Source organism: Pseudomonas mandelii (assembly GCF_900106065.1).
Classification (GTDB): Bacteria; Pseudomonadota; Gammaproteobacteria; order Pseudomonadales; family Pseudomonadaceae; genus Aquipseudomonas; species Aquipseudomonas mandelii.
Genome location: NZ_LT629796.1, coordinates 2,712,609 through 2,736,821 on the forward strand (window position 1 = coordinate 2,712,609; position 24,213 = coordinate 2,736,821).

Genomic DNA, 24,213 nt, shown 5'->3' on the forward strand with positions numbered 1-24,213 from the left:
ACAGCTCAGTCTCAAGACTGGTGGCTGATCCGCCCATCCACCAGGGTGTAGCGCACGACGCCTGGCAGGCTATGCCCAATGAACGGGCAGTTTTCACCCTTGGACAGCCAGGTCTCACCGGCCACGGTCGAAGCCGCTGGATCAAACAGCACGATGTCCGCCGGCCCGCCTACGGCTAACTTGCCCGCCGGCAAGCGCAACGCCTCGGCAGGCCCGGTGCTGAGGCGCGCCAACAACGTTGGCAGATCCAGCAACCCATCCTCCACCAGTGTCATCGCCAGCGGCAGCAGCAGTTCAACGCTGCTGATGCCCGGCTCGGTCGCGCCAAACGGTGCCAGTTTGGCATCCCGTTCGTGGGGCTGGTGATGGCTGGAGATGGCCGAAACCACGCCCGACTTCACCGCTGCACGCAAGCCATCGCGGTCGGCGCGGGTGCGCAGCGGCGGCTGGACGTGATAGAGGCTGCTGAAGTCGATCAGCGCTTCGTCGGTCAGGATCAGTTGATACAACGCCACATCGGCGGTCACCGGCAGGCCACGGGCCTGGGCCTGAGCGATCAGCGCCACGCCGCGAGCGCTGGTGAGCTGGCTGAAGTGCGCACGCACGCCGCTTTGCTCGACCAGCAGCAGGTCCCGGGCCAGGGCCACGGTCTCGGCGGTTTCCGGAATGCCCGGCAAGCCGAGGAAACTGGCGGTCGGGCCTTCGTGGGCCAAGCCACCTTCGGCCAGATCATGATCCTGAGAGTTGAAAATCACCGTCAGGTCGAAGGTCGCCGCGTATTCCAGCGCCCGGCACAACGTGCGGGTGTTGCGGAAGCTCTCCAGACCGTTGCCGAAGGCCACGCAGCCGGCATCGCGCAAGGCGACCAGTTCGGCCAGCTGTTCGCCGTCCAGGCCTTTGCTCAGGGCGCCGATCGGGAAGACTTTGGTGTTCCCGGCCTCTCGGGCGCGGTCGAGGATCAGTTCGGCCACGGCCGAAGTATCGAGCACCGGTTTGGTTTTCGGCGGGCAGCACAGGCTGGTCACGCCACCGGCCGCAGCGGCGCGGGTTTCGCTGATGATCGAGCCTTTGCGGCTGTAGCCCGGCTCGCGCAGGGCGACGTTCAGGTCAACCAGGCCAGGGGCGGCCACCAGGCCTTTGGCGTCAATGGTGTCGACGGGCACAAAACCGGCGGGTGCGGCGCCCAGGGCAACGACTTTGCAGGCTTCAATATGAATATCGGTAACTTGATCCAGGCCTGTGGCCGGATCGATGACACGTGCGCCGAGAATGCTGAGCTTCACTGGGCGTTCTCCTGCTCGAATTGACGTTGCGCAGTCTGCCCGCTCATGGCCATGGACAACACGGCCATACGAATCGCGATGCCGTAGGTGACCTGGTTGAGGATCACCGAGTGCGGACCGTCGGCCACCGCCGACTCAATCTCCACCCCACGGTTGATCGGCCCCGGGTGCATGACGATGCAGTCCGGCTTGGCCCCGGCCAGGCGCGCGGTGGTCAGGCCGAACAGGCGGTAGAACTCGCCCTCGCTCGGTAGCAGGCCGCCGGTCATGCGTTCGCGTTGCAGGCGCAGCATGATCACCACATCGACGTCTTTCAGGCCTTCGGTCATGTCGGTGTACACCTTCACGCCGTATTGCTCGATGCCGATCGGCAGCAGGGTTTTCGGCGCGATCACACGGATGTCCGGGCAGCCGAGGGTTTTCAGCGCCAGCATGTTCGAGCGCGCCACCCGCGAGTGCAGGATGTCGCCGACGATGGCCACGGAGAGGTTTTCAAAGCCGCCCTTGTGCCGGCGGATCGTCAGCATGTCGAGCATGCCTTGGGTCGGGTGCGCATGACGGCCGTCGCCGCCGTTGATGATCGCCACTTGCGGGCAGACATGTTCGGCAATGAAGTGCGCCGCACCGGAATCACCGTGGCGCACGACGAACATGTCGGCGGCCATGGCTTCCAGGTTGCGCAGGGTGTCGAGCAGGGTTTCGCCCTTGCTCGCCGACGAGGTCGACACGTTCAGCGTGATGACGTCGGCCGATAGCCGTTGGGCCGCCAGCTCGAAGGTGGTGCGGGTGCGGGTGGAGTTCTCGAAGAACACGTTGCACACGGTCTTGCCGCGCAGCAACGGGACTTTCTTCACCGCCCGGGCGCCGACTTCGAGGAACGAGTCGGCGGTGTCGAGGATTTCCGTCAGCAACTCGCGGCGCAAACCGTCGAGCGAGAGGAAGTGGCGCAGCTGGCCCTGATCATTGAGCTGCAGCGGGCGCTTGGTTTCTAGAGGCGTCATCGCGAGGGGGACTCTCAATAGGGCGGATTAAAGGGCGAGGTCTTGCAGTTCGAGCTTGAGCTCCGGGCCGGACAGCTTTACCCGCTCGTGGGCCGCAAGCGTCAGCGTCGCACCGACCACGTTCGGGCGGATCGGCAACTCGCCGGCGTCCAGGTCCAGCAGGCACACCAGCGTCACGCTGGCCGGGCGGCCGTAGTCGAACAGTTCATTCATGGCGGCGCGGATGGTTCGACCGCTCATCAACACGTCGTCGATCAGCACCAAGTGCTGGCCTTCGATTTCGAACGGCAGGGCGGACGGGCGCACTTGCGGGTGCAGGCCGTTCTGGCTGAAATCGTCGCGGTAGAAGGACACGTCCAGGGTGCCGAGGGGCGCATCACTGCCCAGTTCATCGAGCAACGCCTGGGCGACCCAGACGCCGCCGGTACGAATGCCGATGTAACGCGGTTCGCTGATGCCACGGTGTTCCAGATGTGCCTTGAGACGGATCGCCATCTGGCTGATCAGTTCGGCGGGATTGGGCAGGCTCATGGTTGCTCCTTCTTGGGCCCGAGCCGGTGCGTGCGGGGTTTGGCTCGGGTTCTAGCTAAGAGAGACGCTGTGACGGCGCTTCAGGATTCGAACAGTGCGGTGTTTTCGTCGAGCCAGCCTTGCAATAGCAGGGCGGCGGCGATGGCGTCGACCGGGTTGTCGCGGTAACTGCCTTTTTGCCCGCCGCGATCACGCCGCTCGCCTTTGGCTTCGAAGGTGGTCAGGCGTTCGTCGTGCGTATAGAAGGGCAGGTTGTAGCGGCCATTGAGCCGGCGGGCGAATTTCTCCGCGCGCAGGCACATGTCGCTCGGCGTGCCGTCCATGTTCAGGGGCAGGCCGACGACCACGGCGTCAGGCTTCCACTCTTTAATGAGGGCTTCGACCTGGTTCCAGTCGGGAATACCGTTTTGCGCCTTCAAGGTGCACAGCTCGCGGGCCTGACCGGTAATCACCTGGCCGACCGCAACGCCGATCTGTTTGGTGCCGTAGTCAAAACCCAGAATCAGTCGCAGAGCCATCAGGCGTGGCCCGCCTGGCTGGTCAGCAGGCTGAGATTGACCCCGAGGTGCTTGGCCGCTGCATCCAGGCGCAGTTCGCTGCTGGTGTTGAACAGGATGTCGGCGTCAAACGGACAGGTCAGCCAGGCGTTCTGCGCCAGTTCGGCTTCAAGCTGTCCGGCTTCCCAGCCAGCGTAACCGAGGGCAATGACGCTTTTGGCCGGGCCGACACCGTCAGCGATGGCGAACAGCACGTCCTGGGAGGTGGACAAGGAAAGATCGCCTTCCAGATCAACGGTCGCCTGGAAGGTCTTGCCCGAAGGGTGCAGGACAAAACCACGGTCGGTCTGCACCGGGCCGCCGATGAAGATCGGCACATGCTGGCAGAGCACCGGCGGTTCGATGTCGGGGCGCAATTGCTCGAGGATATCGGCCAGATTCAGGTCTTGCGGGCGGTTGACCACCAGCCCCATGGCACCATTGGCCGTATGCTCGACGATGTAGGTCAAGGTGTGCGCAAAGTTCGGGTCGGCCATGTGAGGCATGGCGATCAGGAAGTGATGCTTGAGGTAGCTGGGGCTGACGTTCTTCATGAGCGCTAGTGTGGCGTTGGAGGGGCGAACTGACAAGCTGGGGATGCACAGGAAATGCCTGGGCGGGTGTCTTTTGATCCGGGTTTTGCTTGAGGGCCTCTTCGCGGGCAAGCCTCGCTCCTACAGGTTCGGTATGTACCGCAAAAGTGGCGCATGACCTGTAGACGCGAGGCTTGCACGCGAAGGCGCCGGCTCAATCACTACAAATCAATTGATCAATTACTGGACAACCGGTCCCCACGGGCGAATTTCCACGTGCGGATGATCTCCAGCCGATCAATGTCCGACAAATCCCCGGTAAACGGTGAAAACGGTGCCGCCAGCCGCACAATCCGCTGCGCCGCCTGATCCAGCAACGGTTGCCCGGAGGATTCCAGCACCAGCACTTCATACAGCGAGCCATCGCGGTTGATCGAAACCATCAGGCGCAAATTGCCGTAGATCTGCTTGCGCCGCGCTTCGTCGGGGTAATTCAGGTTGCCGATGCGCTCGACCTTCTTGCGCCATTCGTCCTTATACCAGGCGCCCTTGTCTTTCATGGTCGAAGCAGCGCTCAGGCGGTGGATGCGCGGGCGCTTGGCGTACAGCTGTTGTTCGTTGGCCAGTTCCGCTTCCAGGCTGGCGATGTCGCTGGACAGCTGTTCAGTGTCGAACGTCGGCGCCGCCACCGCAGGCTTGGTTATCGGCTTGATCTCTTCGTTCTTGGCCGGGGCTTTTTTCGGCTTCGGCGCGACCGTGGTCACGGCAGCCTTGGGCGCAGCTTCCGGCACTGGCGGCTTGGCGGCCGGCGGTGGCGTGACTTTCTGCACCTTGTTGTCCTGGAAGGGCGCGACCTCGGTGGTCTTGGGAATCGCCTTTTTATCCAGGGTGCCGCTGCCTTCCTGATTTTCCTGGGCAAGGAAATCAGCTTTCGCAGGCTTCTTTTCGCTTTTGAAGGTGGCGAGGGTGATTTCCAGGGTTTTGCTGATCTGCTTGGGTTCGACCATCGTGAACCCGACGCCCAACAGCAAGGCCAGGTGAATCAGCGCCGCTAGAAACAGGGTAAATCCGAGGCGATCGGCCGGGCGCACGCCACGATGGGCGAGTTCAGGGGGCAGATCGGACGGAAGTGTCATGACAAAAAAACCAACATCGCGTTTTTACGGGCTCGGCATGATAACGCAATGTTGGTTTTTAGCTTCAAGCTACAAGTATCAAGCGACAAGCTGTAGGGCGTCAGCTTCAAGCTTGCGGCTTGCGGCTTGCGGCTTGCAGCTGCTTCTCTATGGCATCCATCAGCATGCCGCCGATGTCGGTGCCAAACGCATTATCAATCTCGCGAATGCAGGTCGGGCTGGTGACGTTGATTTCGGTGAGGTGCTCACCAATCACGTCCAGACCCACGAACAGCAGGCCTTTCTCACGCAGGGTCGGGCCGACCTGAGCAGCGATCCAGCGATCCTTGTCGGTCAACGGGCGGGCTTCGCCACGACCGCCGGCCGCCAGGTTGCCACGGGTTTCACCGGCGGCCGGGATGCGTGCCAGGCAGTAATCCACCGGTTCGCCGTCGATCATCAGGATGCGTTTGTCGCCATCGATGATTGCCGGCAAGTAACCCTGGATCATGATCTGCTGCTTGCCATGCAAGGTCAGGGTTTCGAGGATCACCGACAGGTTCGGGTGGCCGACGGTGTGACGGAAGATCGACGAACCGCCCATGCCGTCCAGCGGCTTGAGGATCACATCGCCGTGGTGATCGGCGAACTCGCGCAGCACGTCCGGGCGACGGCTGACGATGGTCGGCGGCGTGCACTGCGGGAACAGCGTGGCGAACAGCTTTTCGTTGCAATCGCGCAGGCTTTGCGGCTTGTTGACCACCAGCACGCCAGCGCGCTCGGCTTGCTCCAGCAGGTACGTGGAGTAGACGAACTCCATGTCGAATGGCGGATCCTTGCGCATCAGGATCACGTCAAGATCGCTCAGCAGCGCGTCGGTCTCGGCTTCCAGTTCGAACCATTTTTCCGGGTTGGCGAAGACTTTCAGCGGACGCATCCGCGCTCGGGCTTCACCTTCGGCCTGGTACAAATCGCTCTGTTCCATATAGAACAGTTCCCAGCCGCGCTTCTGTGCGGCCAGCAGCATGGCCAGCGAGCTATCCTTTTTATAGGAGATGCTGGCAATAGGGTCCATGACAATCCCGACGCGAACGCTCATGGGTTTTTCCTCGAATTGGGGTGGTCCGGATGGACACGAAAAAGTGGCGTCAGATTGGCGCCCAGTGTGTTCCCGGTCAAGGAAAAACCACCGTGTCAGTCGCCCGATAGATTGGTGTTGGAGACTGTGCTAAAAAGGCTGCCATGTCGTGCTGGCCCTTGAACATCAAGGGTTTCGAGCCACCGAAGGTCCGTAAACGGACAATTTGATTCGCAAAGGCGACGGTAGAGCATTTATGGAACAGCATTCCAGCGCCTTGAAGGTCATGGTGATCGACGATTCGAAGACGATTCGTCGTACCGCCGAAACGCTGTTGAAAAACGTGGGTTGTGAAGTCATCACGGCCATCGATGGTTTCGATGCCCTGGCCAAGATTGCCGATAACCATCCTGGCATCATCTTTGTCGACATCATGATGCCGCGCCTGGATGGCTATCAGACCTGCGCGTTGATCAAGAACCACAGTGCGTTCAAGTCCACGCCAGTGATTATGCTGTCGTCCAAGGACGGGCTGTTCGACAAGGCCAAGGGGCGCATCGTCGGCTCCGACCAGTTTTTGACCAAGCCTTTCAGCAAGGAAGAACTGCTGAACGCGATCCAGGCCCATGTACCGGGCTTCGCCGCCGTTTTGCCGCAGTAGGACACGCACAGTGACGCTCGGCCAGCGGGCCCGGCGTTGACAAGAATGGGGAAGACCATGGCACGTATTCTGATCGTCGATGATTCGCCGACCGAAATGTACAAACTGACCGGCATGCTGGAAAAGCACGGTCATGAAGTGTTGAAAGCCGAAAACGGCGCCGACGGCGTGGCCCTGGCCCGTCAGGAAAAACCCGACGCGGTGCTCATGGACATCGTCATGCCCGGCCTCAACGGTTTCCAGGCGACCCGCCAGTTGACCAAAGACCCGGAAACCGGGCATATCCCGGTGATCATCATCACCACCAAGGATCAGGAAACCGACAAAGTCTGGGGCACACGCCAGGGCGCCAAGGATTACCTGACCAAACCGGTCGACGAAGAGACCCTGATCAAAACCCTGAACAACGTGCTGGCCGGTTGATCGTCCGGCCATGACCGAGTCGCTGACGGCTTTCGAACTGCTGCTGCAGATTGATCAGCGCTGTCGTCTGCTGGCGGCGGATCTGCCATCCCAGCCAACCCGACAGGACCGCTGGAGCGGCATCGGCTTTCGCTTGGGCGAAAACTGGTACGTCGCGCCCATGGGCGAAGTCAGCGAGGTCCTGCACGAACCGCGTTTCACCCAGTTGCCGGGCGTCAAACCCTGGGTCAAGGGTGTGGCCAACTTGCGCGGACGATTGCTGCCGATCATGGATTTGTGCAGCTTCTTCGGACATGAGCAGTCGACCCTGCGCAAACAGCGGCGGGTGTTGGTGGTGGAGCACGGTGAAGTGTTTGCCGGGTTGATGGTCGACGAAGTCTTCGGCTTGCAGCACTTTGCCCAGGACAGTCTGGAACCGGTGTCGATGGCCGATCTGCACGGGCCGATTGCCGCGTTCGTCCAGGGCCGGTTTCAGCGTGAGCAGACGTGGCAAATATTCAGCCCGTTTACGCTGGCGCAGTCGCAAAGCTTTATGCATGTAGCGCTGTAATCAAGGCGACGCCGCAATCCTGTAGGAGCGAGGCTTGCCCGCGAAGAACGAAAACGCGGTGTTCCCGTAAGACCGTAGCGCCTGCTTCGCGGGCAAGCCTCGCTCTTACAAGGGCGTCGTTGAATCAGGCAGTACAGGCGAGGACCGATGATAAAAACAAAAACAGGCAAGCCAGAAGGATCGCGCAGCCGCTCGCAGATCATCGTGCTGTTCATCGCGCTGATCATCTTCATCATGCTGCTGTTTGCCAACTTCGCTTACCTCAACACGCAAGCCACGTATGACAAACAGTACATCGGCCACGCCGGCGAACTGCGCGTGCTGTCCCAACGCATCGCCAAAAACGCCACCGAAGCCGCTGCCGGCAAGGCGGCAGCGTTCAAGCTGCTGAGCGATGCACGCAACGACTTCGCCCAACGCTGGGGTTACTTGAAGAAGGGCGACCCGGCCACCGGCCTGCCGCCAGCGCCGTCCGCCGTGCGCCCGGAAATGCGCGCCGTTCAGCTGGACTGGGAACGGCTGCTGAAAAACACTGACGCCATCCTCTCCAGCGAGCAGACCGTACTCTCGCTGCATCAGGTCGCCGCGACGCTGGCCGAAACCGTGCCGCAGTTGCAGGTCGAATACGAAAAAGTCGTCGAAATCCTCTTGCAGCGCGGCGCGCCGGCCGCTCAGGTGGCCATGGCCCAGCGTCAGTCGCTGCTGGCCGAACGCATCCTGGGCGCGGTGAACACCGTGCTGTCCGGCGATGAAAATTCACAACAGGCCGCCGACGCGTTCGGTCGCGACGCTGCCCGATTCGGCCAGGTACTCAATGGCATGCTCCAGGGCAATACGTCGCTGCGGGTCAGCCAGGTCGAAGACCGCGATGCGCGGGCCCGCTTGACCGAGATTTCCGAGCTGTTCGAATTCGTTTCCGGCTCTGTGGATGAAATCCTCGAAACCTCGCCGGAGCTGTTCAAGGTTCGCGAATCGGCGACCAACATCTTCACCTTGTCACAGACCCTGCTCGACGAAGCCTCGCACCTGGCCAGCGGGTTCGAAAACCTTGCCGGCGGGCGCGACACCGACACCATTGGCGGCTACGTGCTGGGCTTGTTGGCGCTGATGTCGATCATTCTTATCGGCCTGGTGATGGTGCGCGAAACCAACCGCCAGCTGCGCGAAACCGCCGAGAAAAACGAGCGCAACCAGACCGCGATCATGCGCCTGCTCGACGAGATCGAAGACCTCGCCGACGGCGACCTTACCGTGACGGCCTCGGTGACCGAAGACTTCACCGGGACCATCGCCGACTCGATCAACTATTCCGTCGATCAACTGCGCGACCTGGTGGCGACCATCAACCTCACCGCCGGCCAGGTCGCCGCCGCCGTGCAGGAAACCCAGGCCACCGCCATGCACCTGGCCCAGGCGTCGGAACATCAGGCGCAACAGATCAGCGAAGCCTCCACCGCGATCAACGACATGGCCCAGTCCATCGACCAGGTCTCCGCCAACGCTGCCGAGTCCTCGGCGGTGGCGGAACGTTCGGTGGAAATCGCCAACAAGGGCAACGAGGTGGTGCACAACACGATCCACGGCATGGACAACATTCGCGAGCAGATCCAGGACACTGCCAAGCGCATCAAGCGTCTGGGCGAGTCCTCTCAGGAAATCGGCGACATTGTCAGCCTGATCGATGACATTGCCGATCAGACCAACATCCTTGCGCTCAACGCGGCGATCCAGGCCTCGATGGCCGGTGATGCCGGGCGCGGTTTTGCAGTGGTAGCCGACGAAGTGCAGCGTCTGGCCGAGCGTTCGTCCGCCGCTACCCGGCAGATCGAAACCCTGGTGCGAGCGATCCAGACCGACACCAACGAAGCCGTGATTTCCATGGAACAGACCACCACCGAAGTGGTGCGCGGCGCGCGTCTGGCGCAGGATGCCGGTGTGGCCCTGGAAGAAATCGAAGGCGTGTCGAAGACCCTGGCGGCGTTGATCCAGAGTATTTCCAACGCTGCGCAGCAGCAGACGTCTTCAGCCGGTCAGATTTCCCTGACCATGAACGTGATCCAGCAGATCACCACGCAGACTTCGTCGGGCTCGACCGCCACCGCCGAGAGCATTGGCAACCTGGCGAAAATGGCCAGTCAGCTGCGGCGCTCGGTGTCCGGTTTCACCTTGCCGGCGGCCAAGGCGCAGGCGGCGGATAAAGTGTGAAGCGCCCGCAGGCGTTCGGGTTTTTTTGAGTAGAGCAGTGATTTGGAGTGGTTATGGGTGATCGGCACGACTATGTGGCCCTCGAGTGGGTCAAAGGCGAGATTGCCGAAACGCTGAAAGTGGCTCATCAAGCGATCGAAACCCTGCTTGATGATCCCCAGGCGACGCACGCCCTGAGCGATTGCCTGGCGTGCATCCATCAGGTCCACGGCAGTTTGCAGATGGTCGAATTCTACGGCGCGGCCCTGCTCGCCGAAGAAATGGAACACCTCGCCACCGCCTTGCAGCAAGACCGCATCAACCATCGCGACGAGGCGCTTCATCTGCTGTTGCAAGCCCTCGGGCAACTGCCGATCTACCTCGACCGGGTGCAAGGCGCGCGCCGTGACCTGCCCTTGGTGGTGCTGCCGCTGATCAACGATTTACGCAGTGCCCGGGGCGAAAGCCTGTTGTCGGAAACCAGCCTGTTCAGCCCGCAATTGCTCGACCTGCCGGTGTTGGGCGAAGAATCGCTGGCCCTGCTGGAACCGGCGGATTTTGCCAATGTGCTGCGCAAGTTGCGGCAGATGCTGCAAATGGCGTTGGTCGGGTTGCTGCGCGAGCAGGATGACGAGACTAACCTTGGCTATCTGACCAAGGTTTTTTCACGCCTGGAAGGACTGTGCGGCAACGCGCCTTTGAGCCCGTTGTGGCAAGTCGCCTCGGCGCTGGTCGAAGGCATGCGCGGCGGCTCGATTGCCAACAGCCCGGCGCTGCGCAGCCTGTTCAAGGACGCCGACAAAGAACTCAAGCGCTTGCTCGAACAGGGCATACGCGGCATCAATCAGCCGGCGCCGCCGGAGTTGCTCAAGAGTTTGCTGTTCTACATTGCCAAGGCCGAACATCCCACCGGGCAGATGCTGACCATGAAAGATCGTTACTCACTGGACGACGCGCTGCCTGACAGCGCAATGGTCGACGAAGAACGCGCCCGCCTGGCCGGACCGGACCGTGACGCCATGCGCTCGGTGCTGGCCGCGCTGTGTGAAGAGCTGGTGCGGGTCAAGGAACGCCTGGACCTGTTTGTGCGCAGCGACCGCCAGCACACCTCGGACCTCGAAACCCTGCTGGCGCCGTTGCGGCAAATCGCCGACACCCTGGCGGTGTTGGGTTTCGGCCAGCCGCGCAAAGTCATCATCGATCAACTGGCGGTGGTGCTGAGCCTCGCCCAGGGCCAGCGTGAACCCAACGACGCCATTCTCATGGACGTTGCCGGGGCCTTGCTCTACGTCGAAGCAACGCTGGCCGGCATGGTCGGCACCGTAGAGCCGGAGAGCCAGGAAGAAAGCCACCTGCCGACCACCGATCTGACGCAGATCCACCAGATCGTGATCAAGGAAGCGCGCATCTGCCTGCAACAGGCCAAGGACATGATCGTCGACTACATCGACGCCGACTGGGATCGCCAGCATTTGCAGGCCTTGCCGGCGTTGCTGACCCAGGTACGCGGTGCGCTGTCGATGATTCCGTTGGGTCGTGCGGCGAGCCTGATCGAAGCCTGCAACCACTTCATTCGCGAGCATCTGCTGCTGGACCCGGGCCAGCCCGGCTGGCAGGAACTGGACAGCCTGGCCGACGTCATCACCAGCATCGAGTATTACCTGGAGCGTCTCAGCGACGACCCCGAGGCACCCGGTGAACAACTGCTCGACGTGGCGGAAAAGAGCCTGGCGTCCCTTGGGTTTTTCCCCAGTGAACAACAGGTGCCGATGCTTGAGGATGTGCTGAGCCCGAGTGAAGCTCAGGTGATGCAGGACCTGCAAGAACTCGATGACCCCGATACCGTGCAGTCGCTGGCCGATGTCCTGGCCAGCCCGGTGTCTTCGGTCAATCCGCCGGCGCTGACCATTCCGGGCAGCCTGCTGCCACCGCCCGCCGGCGAAGAACCGGTGGACGAAGAGCTGCGGGAAGTCTTCCTCGAAGAAACCGATGAAGTCCTGGAAATCCTCCGGGAGTACTTGCCGCGCTGGACGGCCAACCCGGACGATAACGCCGCGTTGAGTGAATTGCGCCGGGCTTTCCACACCTTGAAAGGCAGTGGCCGGATGGTCCGTGCGCTGGTGCTGGGCGAGCTGGCGTGGGCGGTGGAAAACCTGCTCAACCGCGTGCTGGAGCGTAGCGTTGCGCCTGGGGCGGCAGTGCAACAATTGCTCCTCGATACACTGGAGCTGCTGCCGCAACTGGTGGCCGAGTTTGCCGCCAATGCCCAGCGCCAGAACAACCAGGTCGACCAACTGGCCGCTCGCGCCCATGCCCTCGCCAAGGGCGATACGCCCGCCAGCGATGAGGACACCCAGGACGTCGCTGCCCTCGATCCGCTGTTGCTGGAGATCTTCCGCAAGGAAGCCGAGACCCATCTCGCCAGCCTCAACCGTTTCCTCGATCAAGCCGCCGAGCACGTGCCGCTGCAAGCCAGTGACGAGTTGCAGCGGGCGTTGCATACCTTGAAGGGCAGCGCCTCGATGGCCGGCGTATTGCCGATCGCCGAGCTGGCGACGCCGCTGGATCAACTGGCCCGCGAATACAAAGCGCACCTGATCGCCCTCGACCTCGACGAAGTCGAACTGCTGCTGGAAGCCGAAGGTCTGTTCCGTCTCGGGCTGCGGCAACTCAAGACTGATCCGCTGGCCGCAATACCGGATGCCGATTTGCTGATCGAGCGCACCAAGGCGCTGCTCGCTGAGCGTCTGGATGCGCTGTTGAAAGCGCCGAACACCGCGCTGCGAATCAAGCGTGATCCGCAACTGATCAACAACTTCCTGGCCCAGGGCATGGACATCCTGCTGGACGCCGAAAGCCTGTTGCAGCGCTGGCAGCAGCACCCCGGCGAGCGCCAGGAACTCAGCGCGTTGCTGGACGAATTGACCACCTTGGGCGAAGGCGCGCACCTCGCCGATCTGCATCCGGTGGATGAATTGTGCGAAGCGTTGCTCGACCTGTACGGCGCGGTGGAAGAGAGCAGCCTGGCAGTCAGCGACCGGTTTTTCCACGAGGCGCAAAGTGCCCACGAAGCGCTGATCAATATGCTCGATGAACTGGCCGCCGGCCAGGAAGTCAGCCCGCAACCGGAACGCATCCGGGCCTTGCGCGGCCTGCTCGATGAAAGCCTTGATCCATCGTCCATGGGCCTGATCCGCAGCGATGGCAGCCGCACCCTGAGCATCCGCGAACTGGGCAGCGCCACCGCAGAACTGGAACAGACCGCGACTCAGGTCGAGCTGGACGATGAGATCGTTTCGATCTTTCTCGAAGAAGCGGTGGATATTCTCGAGAGTGCTGGCCAGGCCTTGCAGCGCTGGCTGAACGACCCGGACAACGCCGCGCCGCTGTCGTCCTTGCAGCGGGACTTGCATACTCTCAAGGGCGGCGCGCGGATGGCCGAGGTCGAGCCGGTCGGCGACCTGGCCCATGAATTGGAAAGTCTTTACGAAGGCCTGGTGGACCACCGTTACAGCTACAGCGAAACCCTTGCGCAGTTGCTGCAACAGAGCCATGACCGGCTCGCGGTGTTGCTCGAACAGCTGAAAAACCAGCACACCCTGGGCGCCCCGAGCGAGCTGATCGAAGCGATTCGCGAGTTCCGTCAAGGCAATGCCAACACCGCCGAAGTGGCGGAACCTGCGCCGGCCAATGACTCGCCGGGGCATGACCCCGAGCTGCTGGAGATCTTCCTTGAGGAAGGTTTCGACATCATCGAAAACTCCGGCGCGGCGCTGGTGCGCTGGCAAGCCGAACCGTCGAACCGTCAGGAAGTGGAAACCCTGCTGCGCGACCTGCACACGCTCAAGGGTGGTGCGCGGATGGTGGAAATTGCCCCCATCGGCGACCTCGCCCATGAGCTGGAATTTCTCTACGAAGGTCTGTCTGCTGGCGTGCTGCAACCGACCCCGGCGCTGTTCGCCCTGCTGCAAAGCAGTCATGACCGACTGGCGCAAATGCTCGACGCCGCCCGCGCCGGCCAGCCCTTGCCGCCGGCTGATCGGTTGATCGACGCGATCAAGAACTTCAGCCATCCCGCTGTTCTTGATACGCCGGTGATCGTGCCCGCCACGCCGAAACCCGACGCCCCGGTGGCGCAAGCCGAAGTGGGCGTCGACATGGTCAAGGTCTCGGCAGAACTGCTCGACGATCTGGTCAACCTGGCCGGTGAAACCTCGATCTTCCGTGGCCGTATCGAGCAACAGGTCAACGATGCGCGGGTGGCCCTGAGCGAGATGGAAACCACCATCGAGCGGATGCGCGATCAGTTGCGACGGCTCGACACCGAAACCCAGGGACGGATTCTCAGCCGCCAGCAAGTCGAAGCGGAACGTCTGGGCTACGAGGAGTTTGATCCGCTGGAAATGGACCGTCACTCGCAGTTGCAGCAGTTGTCGCGGGCGCTGTTCGAATCCGCCTCCGACCTGCTCGACCTCAAGGAAACCCTCGATCGACGCAATCAGGATGCGGAAAACCTGCTGCAACAGCAGGGCCGCATCAACACCGAATTGCAGGAAGGCCTGATGCGCACGCGCATGGTGCCGTTCGAGCGCATGCTGCCGCGCTTGAGGCGCATCGTCCGCCAGGTCTCCAGTGAACTGGGTAAAGACGTTGAGTTCGTGGTCGGCAACGCCGAAGGCGAGATGGATCGCAACGTGCTTGAGCGCATGGCGGCGCCGCTGGAACACATGCTGCGCAACGCCGTGGACCACGGCCTGGAATCGGCCGAGGTGCGTATTGCGGCCGGCAAACCGGCCCAGGGACGAATCACTCTCGACCTGTCCCGTGAGGGCGGCGACATGATTTTCGACATCCGCGACGACGGCGCAGGCGTGCCGCTGGACGCGGTGCGGCGCAAGGCGATCAAGCGCGGCTTGCTGGCCCCGGACGCCGAGGTCAGCGACCGCGATGTGCTGCAATTCATCCTGCAACCGGGGTTCTCCACCGCCGAGAAAATCACTCAGATTTCCGGGCGTGGCGTGGGCATGGACGTGGTTCACGAAGAAGTCCGGCAGCTCGGTGGCACCATGGTCATCGACTCGACACCGGGGCAGGGCGTGCACTTTCGGATTCGCCTCCCGTTCACCGTGTCGGTCAACCGCGCGCTGATGGTGCAGTGTCTGGAGGATCAATACGCGATCCCGTTGAACACCATCGACGGCATCGTTCGCGTGCTGCCCAACGAGCTCGAAGGGCATTACCGGCTCGATCCGCCGACTTATGAATACGCCGGGCAGCGTTATGAACTGTGTTATCTGGGCGAGCTGCTGAAAACCAGCACCCGCCCGAAACTGTTGGGCCAGAGCCTGCCGCTGCCAGTGTTGCTGGTGCAATGCAACGAGCGGCACATCGCCGTGCAGGTGGATTCCACGGCCGGCACGCGGGAGATCGTGGTCAAAAGCCTCGGCCCGCAATTTGCGTCGGTGCAGGGGTTATCCGGGGCGACGATTCTGGGCGATGGCCGGGTGGTGCTGATTCTCGATTTGCTGGCGCCGATCCGCGCCATGCAGGCCCGAGTGCCGCAACAGTCGGCGACACAGGACGTTGAGGTCGAGCCGCATAAACCGCTGCTGGTGCTGGTGGTCGACGATTCGGTCACCGTGCGCAAGGTCACCAGCCGCCTGCTCGAACGTCACGGCATGAACGTGCTGACTGCCAAGGATGGGGTCGACGCCATGCTGCTGCTCGAAGAACATATGCCCGACGTTATGCTGCTCGACATCGAGATGCCGCGCATGGACGGCTTCGAAGTGGCGACTCAGGTGCGCAGCGACGAACGTTTGCAGCATTTACCGATCATCATGATCACCTCCCGCACCGGCCAGAAACACCGCGACCGCGCCATGGCCATCGGCGTCAACGACTACCTCGGCAAGCCGTACCAGGAATCGGTGCTGCTCGACAGCATCGCGTTGTGGAGCAAAACCCATGCTTGAGCATCGCACCAGCAATCTCACCGGCCTGCTGCTGCCCCTGGCTGACCGCAACCTGATTCTGCCCAACGTGGCGGTGGCGGAGTTGATTGACTATCAACCGGGGGCGTTCGATCTGGACACACCGCCGTGGTACCTGGGGTTGGTGACGTGGCGGGACCGGCAGATTCCGTTGCTGAGTTTCGAGTCGGCGTGCGGCAATAAAATCGTCATCGGCGAGCGCGCGCGCATCGTGATTCTCAATGCCCTCGGTGGGCGGCCGGAGCTGAAGTTCATTGCGCTGTTGGTGCAGGGGATTCCGCGGTCGTACAAGCTCGACAGTCAGTTGAGTTACGTCGATGTGCCGTTGTGTCCGCTGGAGCAGGCGGCGGTGCAGGTGGGGGAGCAAGTGGCGAAGGTGCCTGATTTGCTGGCGCTGGAGGAGTTGTTGGTGAGTGCCGGGCTAGTCTGACCCGTATCCTGTGGCGAGGGAGCTTGCTCCCGCTGGGTTGCGAAGCAGCCCCAAAATCTCCGGCGAACCGATTATTTAGCGACTGCTGCGCAGCCGAACGGGAGCAAGCTCCCTCGCCACAGGGGGTGTGCACTAGACTTTGGCGCGCATCTGCATCTGCAACGCCTCGTTATGATCCAGCGCCCGCTCCACCAACAACTGCACCCCATCGGCCATTCGACTGAGCGCCAAGGCTACCGACCGGCGCGAACCTTCAACATCGTCCGCCAGATCGGCCGCAATGGCGCTGATCGACAGCAAGTCTTCGGAGGCGTTGGCCAAAAGGGCTTCGGTGTCGATGTCGGGGGAGACGGTGAAGAGAGGGTGTTTGCGGCGTTTGGCCGGTTTTTCGTGAGCGGGAGGGAAGTAATGGGCGAAGGCGCGGTCGGCGGCTTCCTTGAGTTTTTCGGCTTCGAGGACTGCCTCGGGATCGGTGTCGGTTTCCGGGGGATTGGGAGTGGCTTTGAACATTGTGAATCTCCGTCAGGGGTTGAGGCTGACCCATTCGGTTTCCACGCGAATAGGTGGCAGCTGTACGCGGCTGGAAACCCGGGGTAACGGAGAAACCCGGCAGACGGTTAAGTCTCCCGCGCACAGCCGCCATAACGGAGTGCACACAATAAAGGTGCGCAAGCATACGTTATGAAGGACGCTTTTGCGCCCCGTCACTTATGGGGTTTCCAGCCCCTATCGCTGATTTGGCAGCGACTCACAAACGATAAAGCTCAGCGCAAAACCCCACCAGTCAGCGGCTTCCGGCATTGCTGTAGGTGGCGACGTCACGCCGTGTAGCCTCCCACCCTTGCAGCGGACAAACTTTTAAACACAAATCTCCAATCGACCGGCAAAAGTTGAAGATTCCCAAAAAGGGACCTATCGTTCCCTTTTTGGGAATCATCGGTTGCCACTGTGAAAAACCTTTCCCTGAGCGAAGCCTTGTTCACGACCACTCAGCAAAAAGTGCTGGGCTTGTTGTTCGGCAAACCCGATCGAAGTTTTTACGCCAACGAAATCGCCCGCTGGGCTCAAGTGGGTAAAGGCAGCCTCATGCGAGAGCTGGATCGGTTGCAACAGGCAGGCGTGTTGACCCTGAGCCGCCAAGGCAACCAGACCCACTATCAGGCCAATCCGCAGTGCCCGATTTATGCTGAGCTGTTGGGCATCGCCCGCAAGACTTTTGGCATTGCCGAGCCTCTGCGTCAGGCGCTTCAACCCTTTGCCGAACAGATCACCTGGGCATTTGTGTACGGTTCAATCGCCAAGGACTCGGCAAACGCATCCAGTGACATTGATCTCATGCTGATCGGTGAAGGCCTGCACTACAGTGAAGTGATGGAGCGGCTTATGCCTCTGGAGGAGCAATTAGGCCGCGTCCTTAATCCGACGCTCTACACCCCCGAAGACTGGGCCGCAAAACTGGCGGCTGAAAACAGCTTCGTCGTGCGGGTAGCGCAGCAGGACAAGATCAACCTGATGGGGGAAAACCCTTTGGAGTCCAAGGATGGGCAGCAACGAGAATCTGGAAAACCTGTTACGTAGCGGTGGGCTGAAAGCCATTCGTGTGCAGCAGCAGATGGCTGGGCTGAAATTATTACTCGTTGAAAACTGCAGTGATCGTTCTGGCCTCTTCGCGAGCAGGCTCGCTCCCACATTGAAATGCGCTCTCCTGTGGGAGCGAGCCTGCTCGCGATGGCGTCGGCATGGTCAACCATTACCCTGATCGTAACGATCCGTCTCTGTGCTTGATTGATGCTCCCCACTCAACCCTCCTAAGGTGACTCCCACGACAGCGAACCCGTGGAGTGGTCATGACAACAACAATATCCCCCGACTCGCGATGGACGCGGCGGCGCAGCGAAAAGCAGCGGCGTCTGGCGTTGGTCAAGGATCTTGCCGACGGTGTGGTCCTGCCCACCGACAACATCGTCGCGGCACTGGAAGCTCTGATCCTGCCCGGCGACCGCGTGGTGCTGGAAGGCAATAACCAGAAGCAGGCGGATTTCCTGTCTCGCTCCCTGGCCAAGGCCGATCCCGCCAAGCTGCATGATTTGCACATGATCATGCCCAGCGTCGGCCGCTCCGAGCACCTGGACCTGTTCGAGCGCGGCATCGCCCGCAAGCTCGACTTCTCCTTCGCCGGCACCCAGAGCCTGCGCATCAGCCAATTGCTGGAAGACGGCCTGCTGGAAATCGGTGCGATCCACACCTACATCGAGCTCTATGCGCGGCTGGTGGTCGACCTGATTCCCAACGTCGTGCTCTCGGCCGGTTTCATGGCCGACCGCGCTGGCAACATCTACACCGGCCCGAGCACCGAAGACACCCCCGCCTTGATCGAGCCGGCCGCCTTCAGCGATGGCATTGTCATCGTCCAGGTCAACCAACTGGTGGACGATGTCAGCGACCTGCCACGCGTCGACATTCCCGCGTCGTGGGTCGATTTCGTGGTGGTGGCGGACAAGCCGTTCTATATCGAACCGCTGTTCACCCGCGACCCACGGCACATCAAGCCTGTGCACGTGCTGATGGCGATGATGGCGATCCGTGGGATCTACGAAAAACACAACGTTCAGTCGCTGAACCACGGCATCGGTTTCAACACCGCCGCTATCGAATTGATCCTGCCGACCTACGGCGAATCCCTAGGCCTGAAGGGCAAGATCTGCCGCAACTGGACGCTCAATCCGCACCCGACGCTGATCCCGGCGATTGAAAGCGGCTGGGTCGAAAGCGTGCATTGCTTCGGCACAGAACTGGGCATGGAAAACTACATCGCCGCTCGGCCGGACGTGTTCTTCACCGGGCGCGACGGCTCTCTGCGATCCAATCGGATGTTCTGCCAACTCGCCGGGCAATACGCGGTGGACCTGTTCATCGGCGCAACCCTGCAAGTCGATGGCGACGGTCATTCTTCCACCGTGACCCGTGGGCGCCTGGCCGGTTTCGGCGGCGCGCCGAACATGGGCCACGACCCGCGCGGTCGCCGTCATAGCACGCCGGCCTGGCTCGACATGCGCCATGACGACGCGCCCGAAGCGTTGCTCGAACGCGGTAAAAAACTCGTGGTGCAAATGGTCGAGACCTTCCAGGAGGGTGGGAAACCGACCTTCGTCGAAACCCTCGATGCAATAGAAGTGGCGAAGAAAAGCGGCATGCCGCTGGCGCCGATCATGGTCTACGGCGACGACGTCACTCACCTGCTGACCGAAGAAGGCATCGCCTATTTGTACAAGGCCCGCTCCCTTGAAGAGCGCCAGGCGATGATCGCCGCCGTCGCCGGAGTGACCGCCATCGGCCTGCGCCACAACCCGAAAGACACCGCACGCATGCGCCGTGAAGGCTTGATCGCCTTGCCCGAAGACCTCGGCATCCGCCGCACCGACGCCACCCGCGAATTGCTCGCGGCCAAGAGCGTGGCTGATCTGGTCGAGTGGTCCGGTGGCCTCTACAACCCGCCCGCCAAGTTCAGGAGCTGGTAATGCACGCATTCAACCTGCAACCGAAAACGCTTTCCCTGGCTGAACGGCTGGCGGACCTGGCGGTGGACGCATTGATCGGCGAAGCGGACCTGTCGCCGAAACCGGCGTTGGTCGACCGTCGTGGCAATGGCGCTCATACCGATTTGCACCTCGGGCTGATGCACGCCTCGGCGCTGTCGTTGTGGCCTGCATTCAAGGAAATGGCGCAAGCGGCCATTGAATCTGGCGAAGTTGGTGTGCCGCTGCGTGAAGCCGTTGGACGGATCGGTCGGGAAGGGGAGCAAGCGATGCTCGCCACGACGGCTGGCGTGAACACCCATCGCGGGGCGATCTGGGCCTTGGGTCTTTTGGTCACCGCCTGCGCGCTTGAGCCTGAATCCAGTGCCGCAGGCCCGATTGCTTTGCGTGCTGCCCGACTCGCGTTAATCGACGACCGTTACGCACCACGTCCACTCAGCCATGGCGCCCAGGTTGCCCAACGCTACGGCGCTCGCGGTGCCCGTGAAGAAGCCCAACTCGGCTTTCCTTCGGTGCTGCAACGCGCACTGCCACAACTCAAACGCAGCCGCGCCTTGGGCCATGGCGAGCAGAACGCCCGGCTCGACGCCTTGCTCGCAATCATGACGAACCTGGCCGACACCTGCGTGCTCTACCGCGCCGGCGAACACGGCCTGCAAACCATGCAGCTTGGTGCCCAAGCGGTACTCGATGCGGGCGGCAGCGCCAGCCTCGCCGGTCGCCGCCGTCTGCACGAATTGGACGAACAATTAATCGCATTGAATGCGTCGCCCGGCGGTGCCGCGGATTTGCTCGCCGCCTGCCTGTTTATCGACCGCATCGAGTCGGGAGCTTTCTGATGGAAACCTTATCCTTTGAATTCACCGCCGGGCAGCCGCCACGGGGCCGCACGCTGGTGGGCTGTGTCGGTTCGGGCGATCTGGAAGTGCTGATCGAACCGGGTCAGGCCGGCAAATTGACGATCAAGGTGCAGACCTCGGTCAATGGCGCCGAACAACGCTGGCAGCACCTGTTTGCACGGATGTTCGACGGCCAGACACCGCCAGCGATGGCCATTGATATCCACGATTTCGGCGCGACCCCCGGCGTGGTGCGCTTGCGTCTGGAACAAGGCTTTGAGGAGATCGGTCATGACTGACAGTAAAGAACTCCTACACAAGCACAGCTTCGTCGAACTCGGCGCCCGGCAAAGGGCGAAAGCCTTGCTCGACCCTGGCACCTTCCGCGAATTGCTCGACCCGTTTCAGCGCGTCATGTCGCCATGGCTGTCGCGCCAGGGCGTGGTGCCGCAAGCCGATGACGGCGTGGTGATCGCCAAGGGCAGCATCGGTGGATTGCCGGTGGTGATCGCCGCCATCGAAGGTGCATTTCAGGGCGGCAGCCTCGGTGAGGTCGGCGGGGCGAAGATTGCCGGTGCGCTGGAACTCGCCGCCGAAGACAACCGCAATGGCATTCCCACTCGCGCCGTGTTGCTGCTGGAAACCGGCGGCGTGCGTTTGCAGGAAGCCAATCTTGGGCTGGCGGCGATTGCCGATATTCATGCGGCGATTGTCGACCTGCGCCAATACCAGCCGGTTATCGGTGTAGTCGCCGGCAGCGTGGGTTGCTTTGGCGGGATGTCGATTGCCGCCGGGTTGTGCAGCTATTTGCTGGTGACTCAGGAAGCGCGGCTTGGCCTCAACGGTCCGCAAGTGATCGAACAGGAAGCCGGGCTTGAGGAATACGACTCCCGCGACCGTCCTTTTATCTGGAGCCTGACCGGTGGCGAGCAGCGTTTTGCCAGCGGTTTGGTGGACCGTTATGTTGCCGACGACGTGGCGCAGATTCAGCAGCAGGTCGGTGAGTTACTCAAGCAAGGTTTGCCGGCACAACAACGCAGCCGTCAGGCCGATCTGTTCCTGCAGCGGCTGGCCCGTCTGGACGCCGAACCGCAAATCGAGCCGTCAGTGGTTCGCGATCTGTATCAAGGAGAGCGCTCATGAGTTCGTATTCCCTGAGAGGTTTGAACTGGTTCAACGCCTTGAGTGCGGGCGCGAAACCGGTCGAAGGTTTGCCCGCTTCGTTGAAGGTCGCCGACGGTGTATTGGGTGATCAGTCTGTACGGTTTATCGCGGTGGTGGCTGATCCCGACAACCGTTTCGTCCGCGCCCGCAATGGCGAGGTCGGTCTGCTGGAAGGTTGGGGCCTTGCCAAGGCGGTGGATGACGTCATCGCCGAAGACACGGATAAACCGCACAAACGCGCCTTGGTCGCCATCGTCGATGTGCCGAGCCAGTCTTACGGTCGGCGCGAAGAAGCGCTCGGCATTCATCAGGCCCTGGCGGGTGCGGCAGACAGTTATGCCCGCGCCCGGTTGGCCGGTCATGCGGTGATTGGCTTGCTGGTGGGCAAGGCGATGTCCGGGGCGTTTCTGGCCCATGGGTATCAGGCCAATCGCTTGATTGCCTTGCGTGATCCAGGCGTGATGGTCCATGCGATGGGCAAGGCATCGGCAGCGCGGGTGACGTTGCGCAGCGTCGAAGAACTCGAAGCCCTGGCTTCCAGCGTGCCGCCGATGGCTTATGACATCGACAGCTATGCGAGTCTGGGATTGCTTTGGGAAACCTTGTCGGTAGAGCAGATCGAGCAGCCGACAGCGGCGGATCTGGCGCGGGTGACTGAATGCCTGAACCTTGCCATTGGCGATGTCGCCACCAGCGGACGTGATCTGAGCAGCCGCTTGGGCGCGACCAACCGTGCGGCATCAAGCACCGTTCGCCAATTGCTGAGAGCGCAGTGGTGAATACGTTTCTGGCCCACGACCTGCTTTGGGGGATGACCCCGGAGCAGCTGCCGGTGGACGCGCCTGCATGGGCGATCGAGTCGGTCAGCGCAGGTCAGCCGGTGGTGGTTCGGCGTGCGTTGAGTGCGCCGGATCACGTCGCGGTCGGGGTACGTGGGCGGTTGCGTGAGCAGCGGTTTGCAACGGTGATGTCGATCGCTGCGATTGCTCGTCGCGTCAGACCGGAAGATCTTTGTCATGCCTTGATCGAGCGGGATCTGCCAGCAGTACGCGCCCTCAATGATTTGCGGCCGATGCTCGATGACTTCGGTTGGGCGTGGGGCGTCAGCGGCAGCGCCGGGTTTGAATTGGCCAGCGGTGTTCAGGCGTTGCACGAGGGCAGTGATCTCGACTTGATCCTGCGCACCCCGCAACCGTTGGATCGATTGAAAGCGCAGGCGCTGGTGAAGATTCTGGACACGGCTGCGTGCCAGGTAGACATGCAGTTGCAGACGCCTTTCGGCGCCGTCGCCCTGCGCGAATGGGCTGGTGCTGCCCGCCGGGTTTTGCTGAAAAACGCCCGTGAAGCCTGCCTGGTGATTGATCCGTGGGAGCAAGCAGCGTGAGCAGTTTGCTGGTGTTCCCAGGTCAGGGCGCGCAGCAACCGGGCATGCTCCACCGTTTGCCTCTCGAAACGGTGAATGAGGCCAGTGAAGTGCTGGGCGAAGACGTGTTGCGGCTGGATTGCGCCGAGGCGTTGAAATCGACAAGGGCCGTTCAGCTTTGCCTGTTGATTGCCGGCGTCGCGGCTTCACGCCAGTTATCAATGGCAGCGGATTACGTGGCGGGATTGTCCATCGGCGCCTACCCGGCAGCGGTGGTGGCGGGCGCCCTGAGCTTCAGCGATGCGCTGCATCTGGTCAGCCTGCGTGGTGAGCTGATGCAGCAGGCTTATCCTCAGGGCTACGGCATGACCGCGATCATCGGTCTGGATCTGGCGACAGTGGAAGGGTTGCTGGCGCAGGTTCACCGCGTCGATATGCCGGTTTACCTGGCCAATATCAATGCCGATAACCAAGTAGTCATTGCCGGCAGCGATGCGGCGATGAAAGCTGTCGCCGAACTGGCCCGAGGTCGCGGTGCAGGTCTGGCAAAACGACTGGCCGTCAGCGTGCCTTCCCATTGCCCGCTGCTGGAAGCTCCGGCGAAAACCCTGGCCGAAGCCTTCGCCAATGTGCAACTGAAAACACCGACATTGAGTTACCTGAGCGGCAGTCGCGCCCGGCCCGTCATCAACACCGAAGCCTTGCGCGATGACCTGGCTTTCAACATGTGCCGCGTGGTGGATTGGCGCGGCACGGTGCAAAGCGCTTACGAGCGTGGCGTACGTCTACAGATCGAACTGCCGCCCGGTGCGGTGCTGACCGGGCTGGCGCGCCGGGTGTTCGAGCAGGGCACCGTCATTGCCTTCGACGGTGCTCGCCTCGATACCTTGCAGGCGCTGTTGCGTGAGGAGGGAAGCCGCCAACCCTAGACCACCGACTCAAGCCTTCGAACAACAAAAACAACATTCGACGATGCACTTTGAGGACAACAAC

22 protein-coding genes are annotated in these 24,213 nt (G+C 61.8%); 14 read left to right on the forward strand and 8 right to left on the reverse strand.

Going from position 1 to position 24,213, the window contains the following annotated elements; all coding sequences use genetic code 11:
• Nucleotides 1–11: 11 nt before the first annotated feature.
• The 7 genes from BLU63_RS12285 to gshB all read right to left on the reverse strand — a co-directional run bounded on the left by BLU63_RS12285 (nt 12) and on the right by gshB (nt 6,098).
• Nucleotides 12–1,283 (reverse strand): dihydroorotase, encoded by a 1,272-nt coding sequence (locus BLU63_RS12285; RefSeq protein WP_010466848.1) that lies wholly within the window; start codon nt 1,281–1,283, stop codon nt 12–14.
• A complete protein-coding gene (locus BLU63_RS12290) occupies nt 1,280–2,284 on the reverse strand; it encodes an aspartate carbamoyltransferase catalytic subunit (protein ID WP_007897943.1) in 1,005 nt (334 codons plus the stop codon). Before BLU63_RS12290 ends, BLU63_RS12285 begins: the two co-directional genes overlap by 4 nt.
• A gap of 27 nt (nt 2,285–2,311) precedes the next feature.
• The gene (pyrR, locus tag BLU63_RS12295) at nt 2,312–2,815 is read right to left on the reverse strand and encodes a bifunctional pyr operon transcriptional regulator/uracil phosphoribosyltransferase PyrR (protein ID WP_010466851.1); all 504 of its coding nucleotides are present in this window, start codon (nt 2,813–2,815) and stop codon (nt 2,312–2,314) included.
• An 80-nt stretch (nt 2,816–2,895) separates the two neighbouring features.
• On the reverse strand, nt 2,896–3,333 hold the full coding sequence (gene ruvX / locus BLU63_RS12300; RefSeq protein ID WP_005792259.1) for a Holliday junction resolvase RuvX: 438 nt from the start codon (nt 3,331–3,333) through the stop codon (nt 2,896–2,898).
• Nucleotides 3,333–3,905, reverse strand: coding sequence for a YqgE/AlgH family protein (locus BLU63_RS12305; RefSeq protein WP_077747229.1), 573 nt, complete (start codon nt 3,903–3,905; stop codon nt 3,333–3,335). Before BLU63_RS12305 ends, ruvX begins: the two co-directional genes overlap by 1 nt.
• A gap of 215 nt (nt 3,906–4,120) precedes the next feature.
• Complete coding sequence (locus tag BLU63_RS12310) at nt 4,121–5,020, reverse strand: energy transducer TonB (protein ID WP_083375545.1); 900 nt, start codon at nt 5,018–5,020, stop codon at nt 4,121–4,123.
• Between the two features lie 106 nt (nt 5,021–5,126).
• Complete coding sequence (gshB, locus tag BLU63_RS12315) at nt 5,127–6,098, reverse strand: glutathione synthase (protein ID WP_083375546.1); 972 nt, start codon at nt 6,096–6,098, stop codon at nt 5,127–5,129.
• A gap of 235 nt (nt 6,099–6,333) precedes the next feature.
• On the opposite strand from gshB, the gene pilG reads away from it, so the two are divergent.
• The 6 genes from pilG (at nt 6,334) to BLU63_RS12345 (ending at nt 16,318) form a co-directional block, all read left to right on the forward strand.
• Nucleotides 6,334–6,738 carry a twitching motility response regulator PilG gene (pilG, locus tag BLU63_RS12320; protein ID WP_010466861.1) on the forward strand — a complete coding sequence of 135 codons (405 nt, stop codon included), beginning with the start codon at nt 6,334–6,336 and terminating at the stop codon, nt 6,736–6,738.
• 57 nt (nt 6,739–6,795) lie between these two features.
• A complete protein-coding gene (gene pilH / locus BLU63_RS12325) occupies nt 6,796–7,161 on the forward strand; it encodes a twitching motility response regulator PilH (protein WP_008068134.1) in 366 nt (121 codons plus the stop codon).
• A gap of 10 nt (nt 7,162–7,171) precedes the next feature.
• Complete coding sequence (locus tag BLU63_RS12330; protein WP_010466863.1) at nt 7,172–7,711, forward strand: chemotaxis protein CheW; 540 nt, start codon at nt 7,172–7,174, stop codon at nt 7,709–7,711.
• A 147-nt stretch (nt 7,712–7,858) separates the two neighbouring features.
• Entirely contained in the window at nt 7,859–9,916 is a 2,058-nt protein-coding gene (locus BLU63_RS12335; protein ID WP_010466865.1) for a methyl-accepting chemotaxis protein, read from the forward strand.
• A gap of 53 nt (nt 9,917–9,969) precedes the next feature.
• Nucleotides 9,970–15,870: an Hpt domain-containing protein gene (locus tag BLU63_RS12340; protein WP_083375547.1), complete on the forward strand. Its 5,901-nt coding sequence runs from the start codon at nt 9,970–9,972 to the stop codon at nt 15,868–15,870.
• Nucleotides 15,863–16,318 (forward strand): chemotaxis protein CheW, encoded by a 456-nt coding sequence (locus BLU63_RS12345; protein WP_083375548.1) that lies wholly within the window; start codon nt 15,863–15,865, stop codon nt 16,316–16,318. The genes BLU63_RS12340 and BLU63_RS12345 overlap by 8 nt, the downstream gene beginning before the upstream one ends.
• Nucleotides 16,319–16,450: 132 nt before the next feature.
• Here BLU63_RS12345 and BLU63_RS12350 read toward each other — a convergent pair whose 3' ends face one another.
• The gene (locus tag BLU63_RS12350; RefSeq protein WP_083375549.1) at nt 16,451–16,828 is read right to left on the reverse strand and encodes a DUF6124 family protein; all 378 of its coding nucleotides are present in this window, start codon (nt 16,826–16,828) and stop codon (nt 16,451–16,453) included.
• A gap of 438 nt (nt 16,829–17,266) precedes the next feature.
• On the opposite strand from BLU63_RS12350, the gene BLU63_RS12355 reads away from it, so the two are divergent.
• The 8 genes from BLU63_RS12355 (at nt 17,267) to mdcH (ending at nt 24,149) form a co-directional block, all read left to right on the forward strand.
• A complete protein-coding gene (locus BLU63_RS12355) occupies nt 17,267–17,896 on the forward strand; it encodes a nucleotidyltransferase domain-containing protein (protein ID WP_083375550.1) in 630 nt (209 codons plus the stop codon).
• A 269-nt stretch (nt 17,897–18,165) separates the two neighbouring features.
• Entirely contained in the window at nt 18,166–19,836 is a 1,671-nt protein-coding gene (gene mdcA / locus BLU63_RS12360) for a malonate decarboxylase subunit alpha (protein WP_077747234.1), read from the forward strand.
• Nucleotides 19,836–20,693, forward strand: coding sequence for a triphosphoribosyl-dephospho-CoA synthase (locus BLU63_RS12365; protein WP_083375551.1), 858 nt, complete (start codon nt 19,836–19,838; stop codon nt 20,691–20,693). Before mdcA ends, BLU63_RS12365 begins: the two co-directional genes overlap by 1 nt.
• Nucleotides 20,693–20,992 (forward strand): malonate decarboxylase subunit delta, encoded by a 300-nt coding sequence (locus BLU63_RS12370; RefSeq protein WP_083375552.1) that lies wholly within the window; start codon nt 20,693–20,695, stop codon nt 20,990–20,992. Before BLU63_RS12365 ends, BLU63_RS12370 begins: the two co-directional genes overlap by 1 nt.
• Nucleotides 20,985–21,836 (forward strand): biotin-independent malonate decarboxylase subunit beta, encoded by an 852-nt coding sequence (locus BLU63_RS12375; protein WP_010466884.1) that lies wholly within the window; start codon nt 20,985–20,987, stop codon nt 21,834–21,836. The genes BLU63_RS12370 and BLU63_RS12375 overlap by 8 nt, the downstream gene beginning before the upstream one ends.
• Nucleotides 21,833–22,636, forward strand: a complete 804-nt coding sequence (mdcE, locus tag BLU63_RS12380; RefSeq protein ID WP_083375553.1) for a biotin-independent malonate decarboxylase subunit gamma — start codon at nt 21,833–21,835, stop codon at nt 22,634–22,636. The genes BLU63_RS12375 and mdcE overlap by 4 nt, the downstream gene beginning before the upstream one ends.
• Nucleotides 22,630–23,241 carry a malonate decarboxylase holo-ACP synthase gene (locus BLU63_RS12385; RefSeq protein WP_083375554.1) on the forward strand — a complete coding sequence of 204 codons (612 nt, stop codon included), beginning with the start codon at nt 22,630–22,632 and terminating at the stop codon, nt 23,239–23,241. The genes mdcE and BLU63_RS12385 overlap by 7 nt, the downstream gene beginning before the upstream one ends.
• Nucleotides 23,238–24,149 carry a malonate decarboxylase subunit epsilon gene (gene mdcH, locus BLU63_RS12390; protein ID WP_083375555.1) on the forward strand — a complete coding sequence of 304 codons (912 nt, stop codon included), beginning with the start codon at nt 23,238–23,240 and terminating at the stop codon, nt 24,147–24,149. Before BLU63_RS12385 ends, mdcH begins: the two co-directional genes overlap by 4 nt.
• Nucleotides 24,150–24,213: the final 64 nt, after the last annotated feature.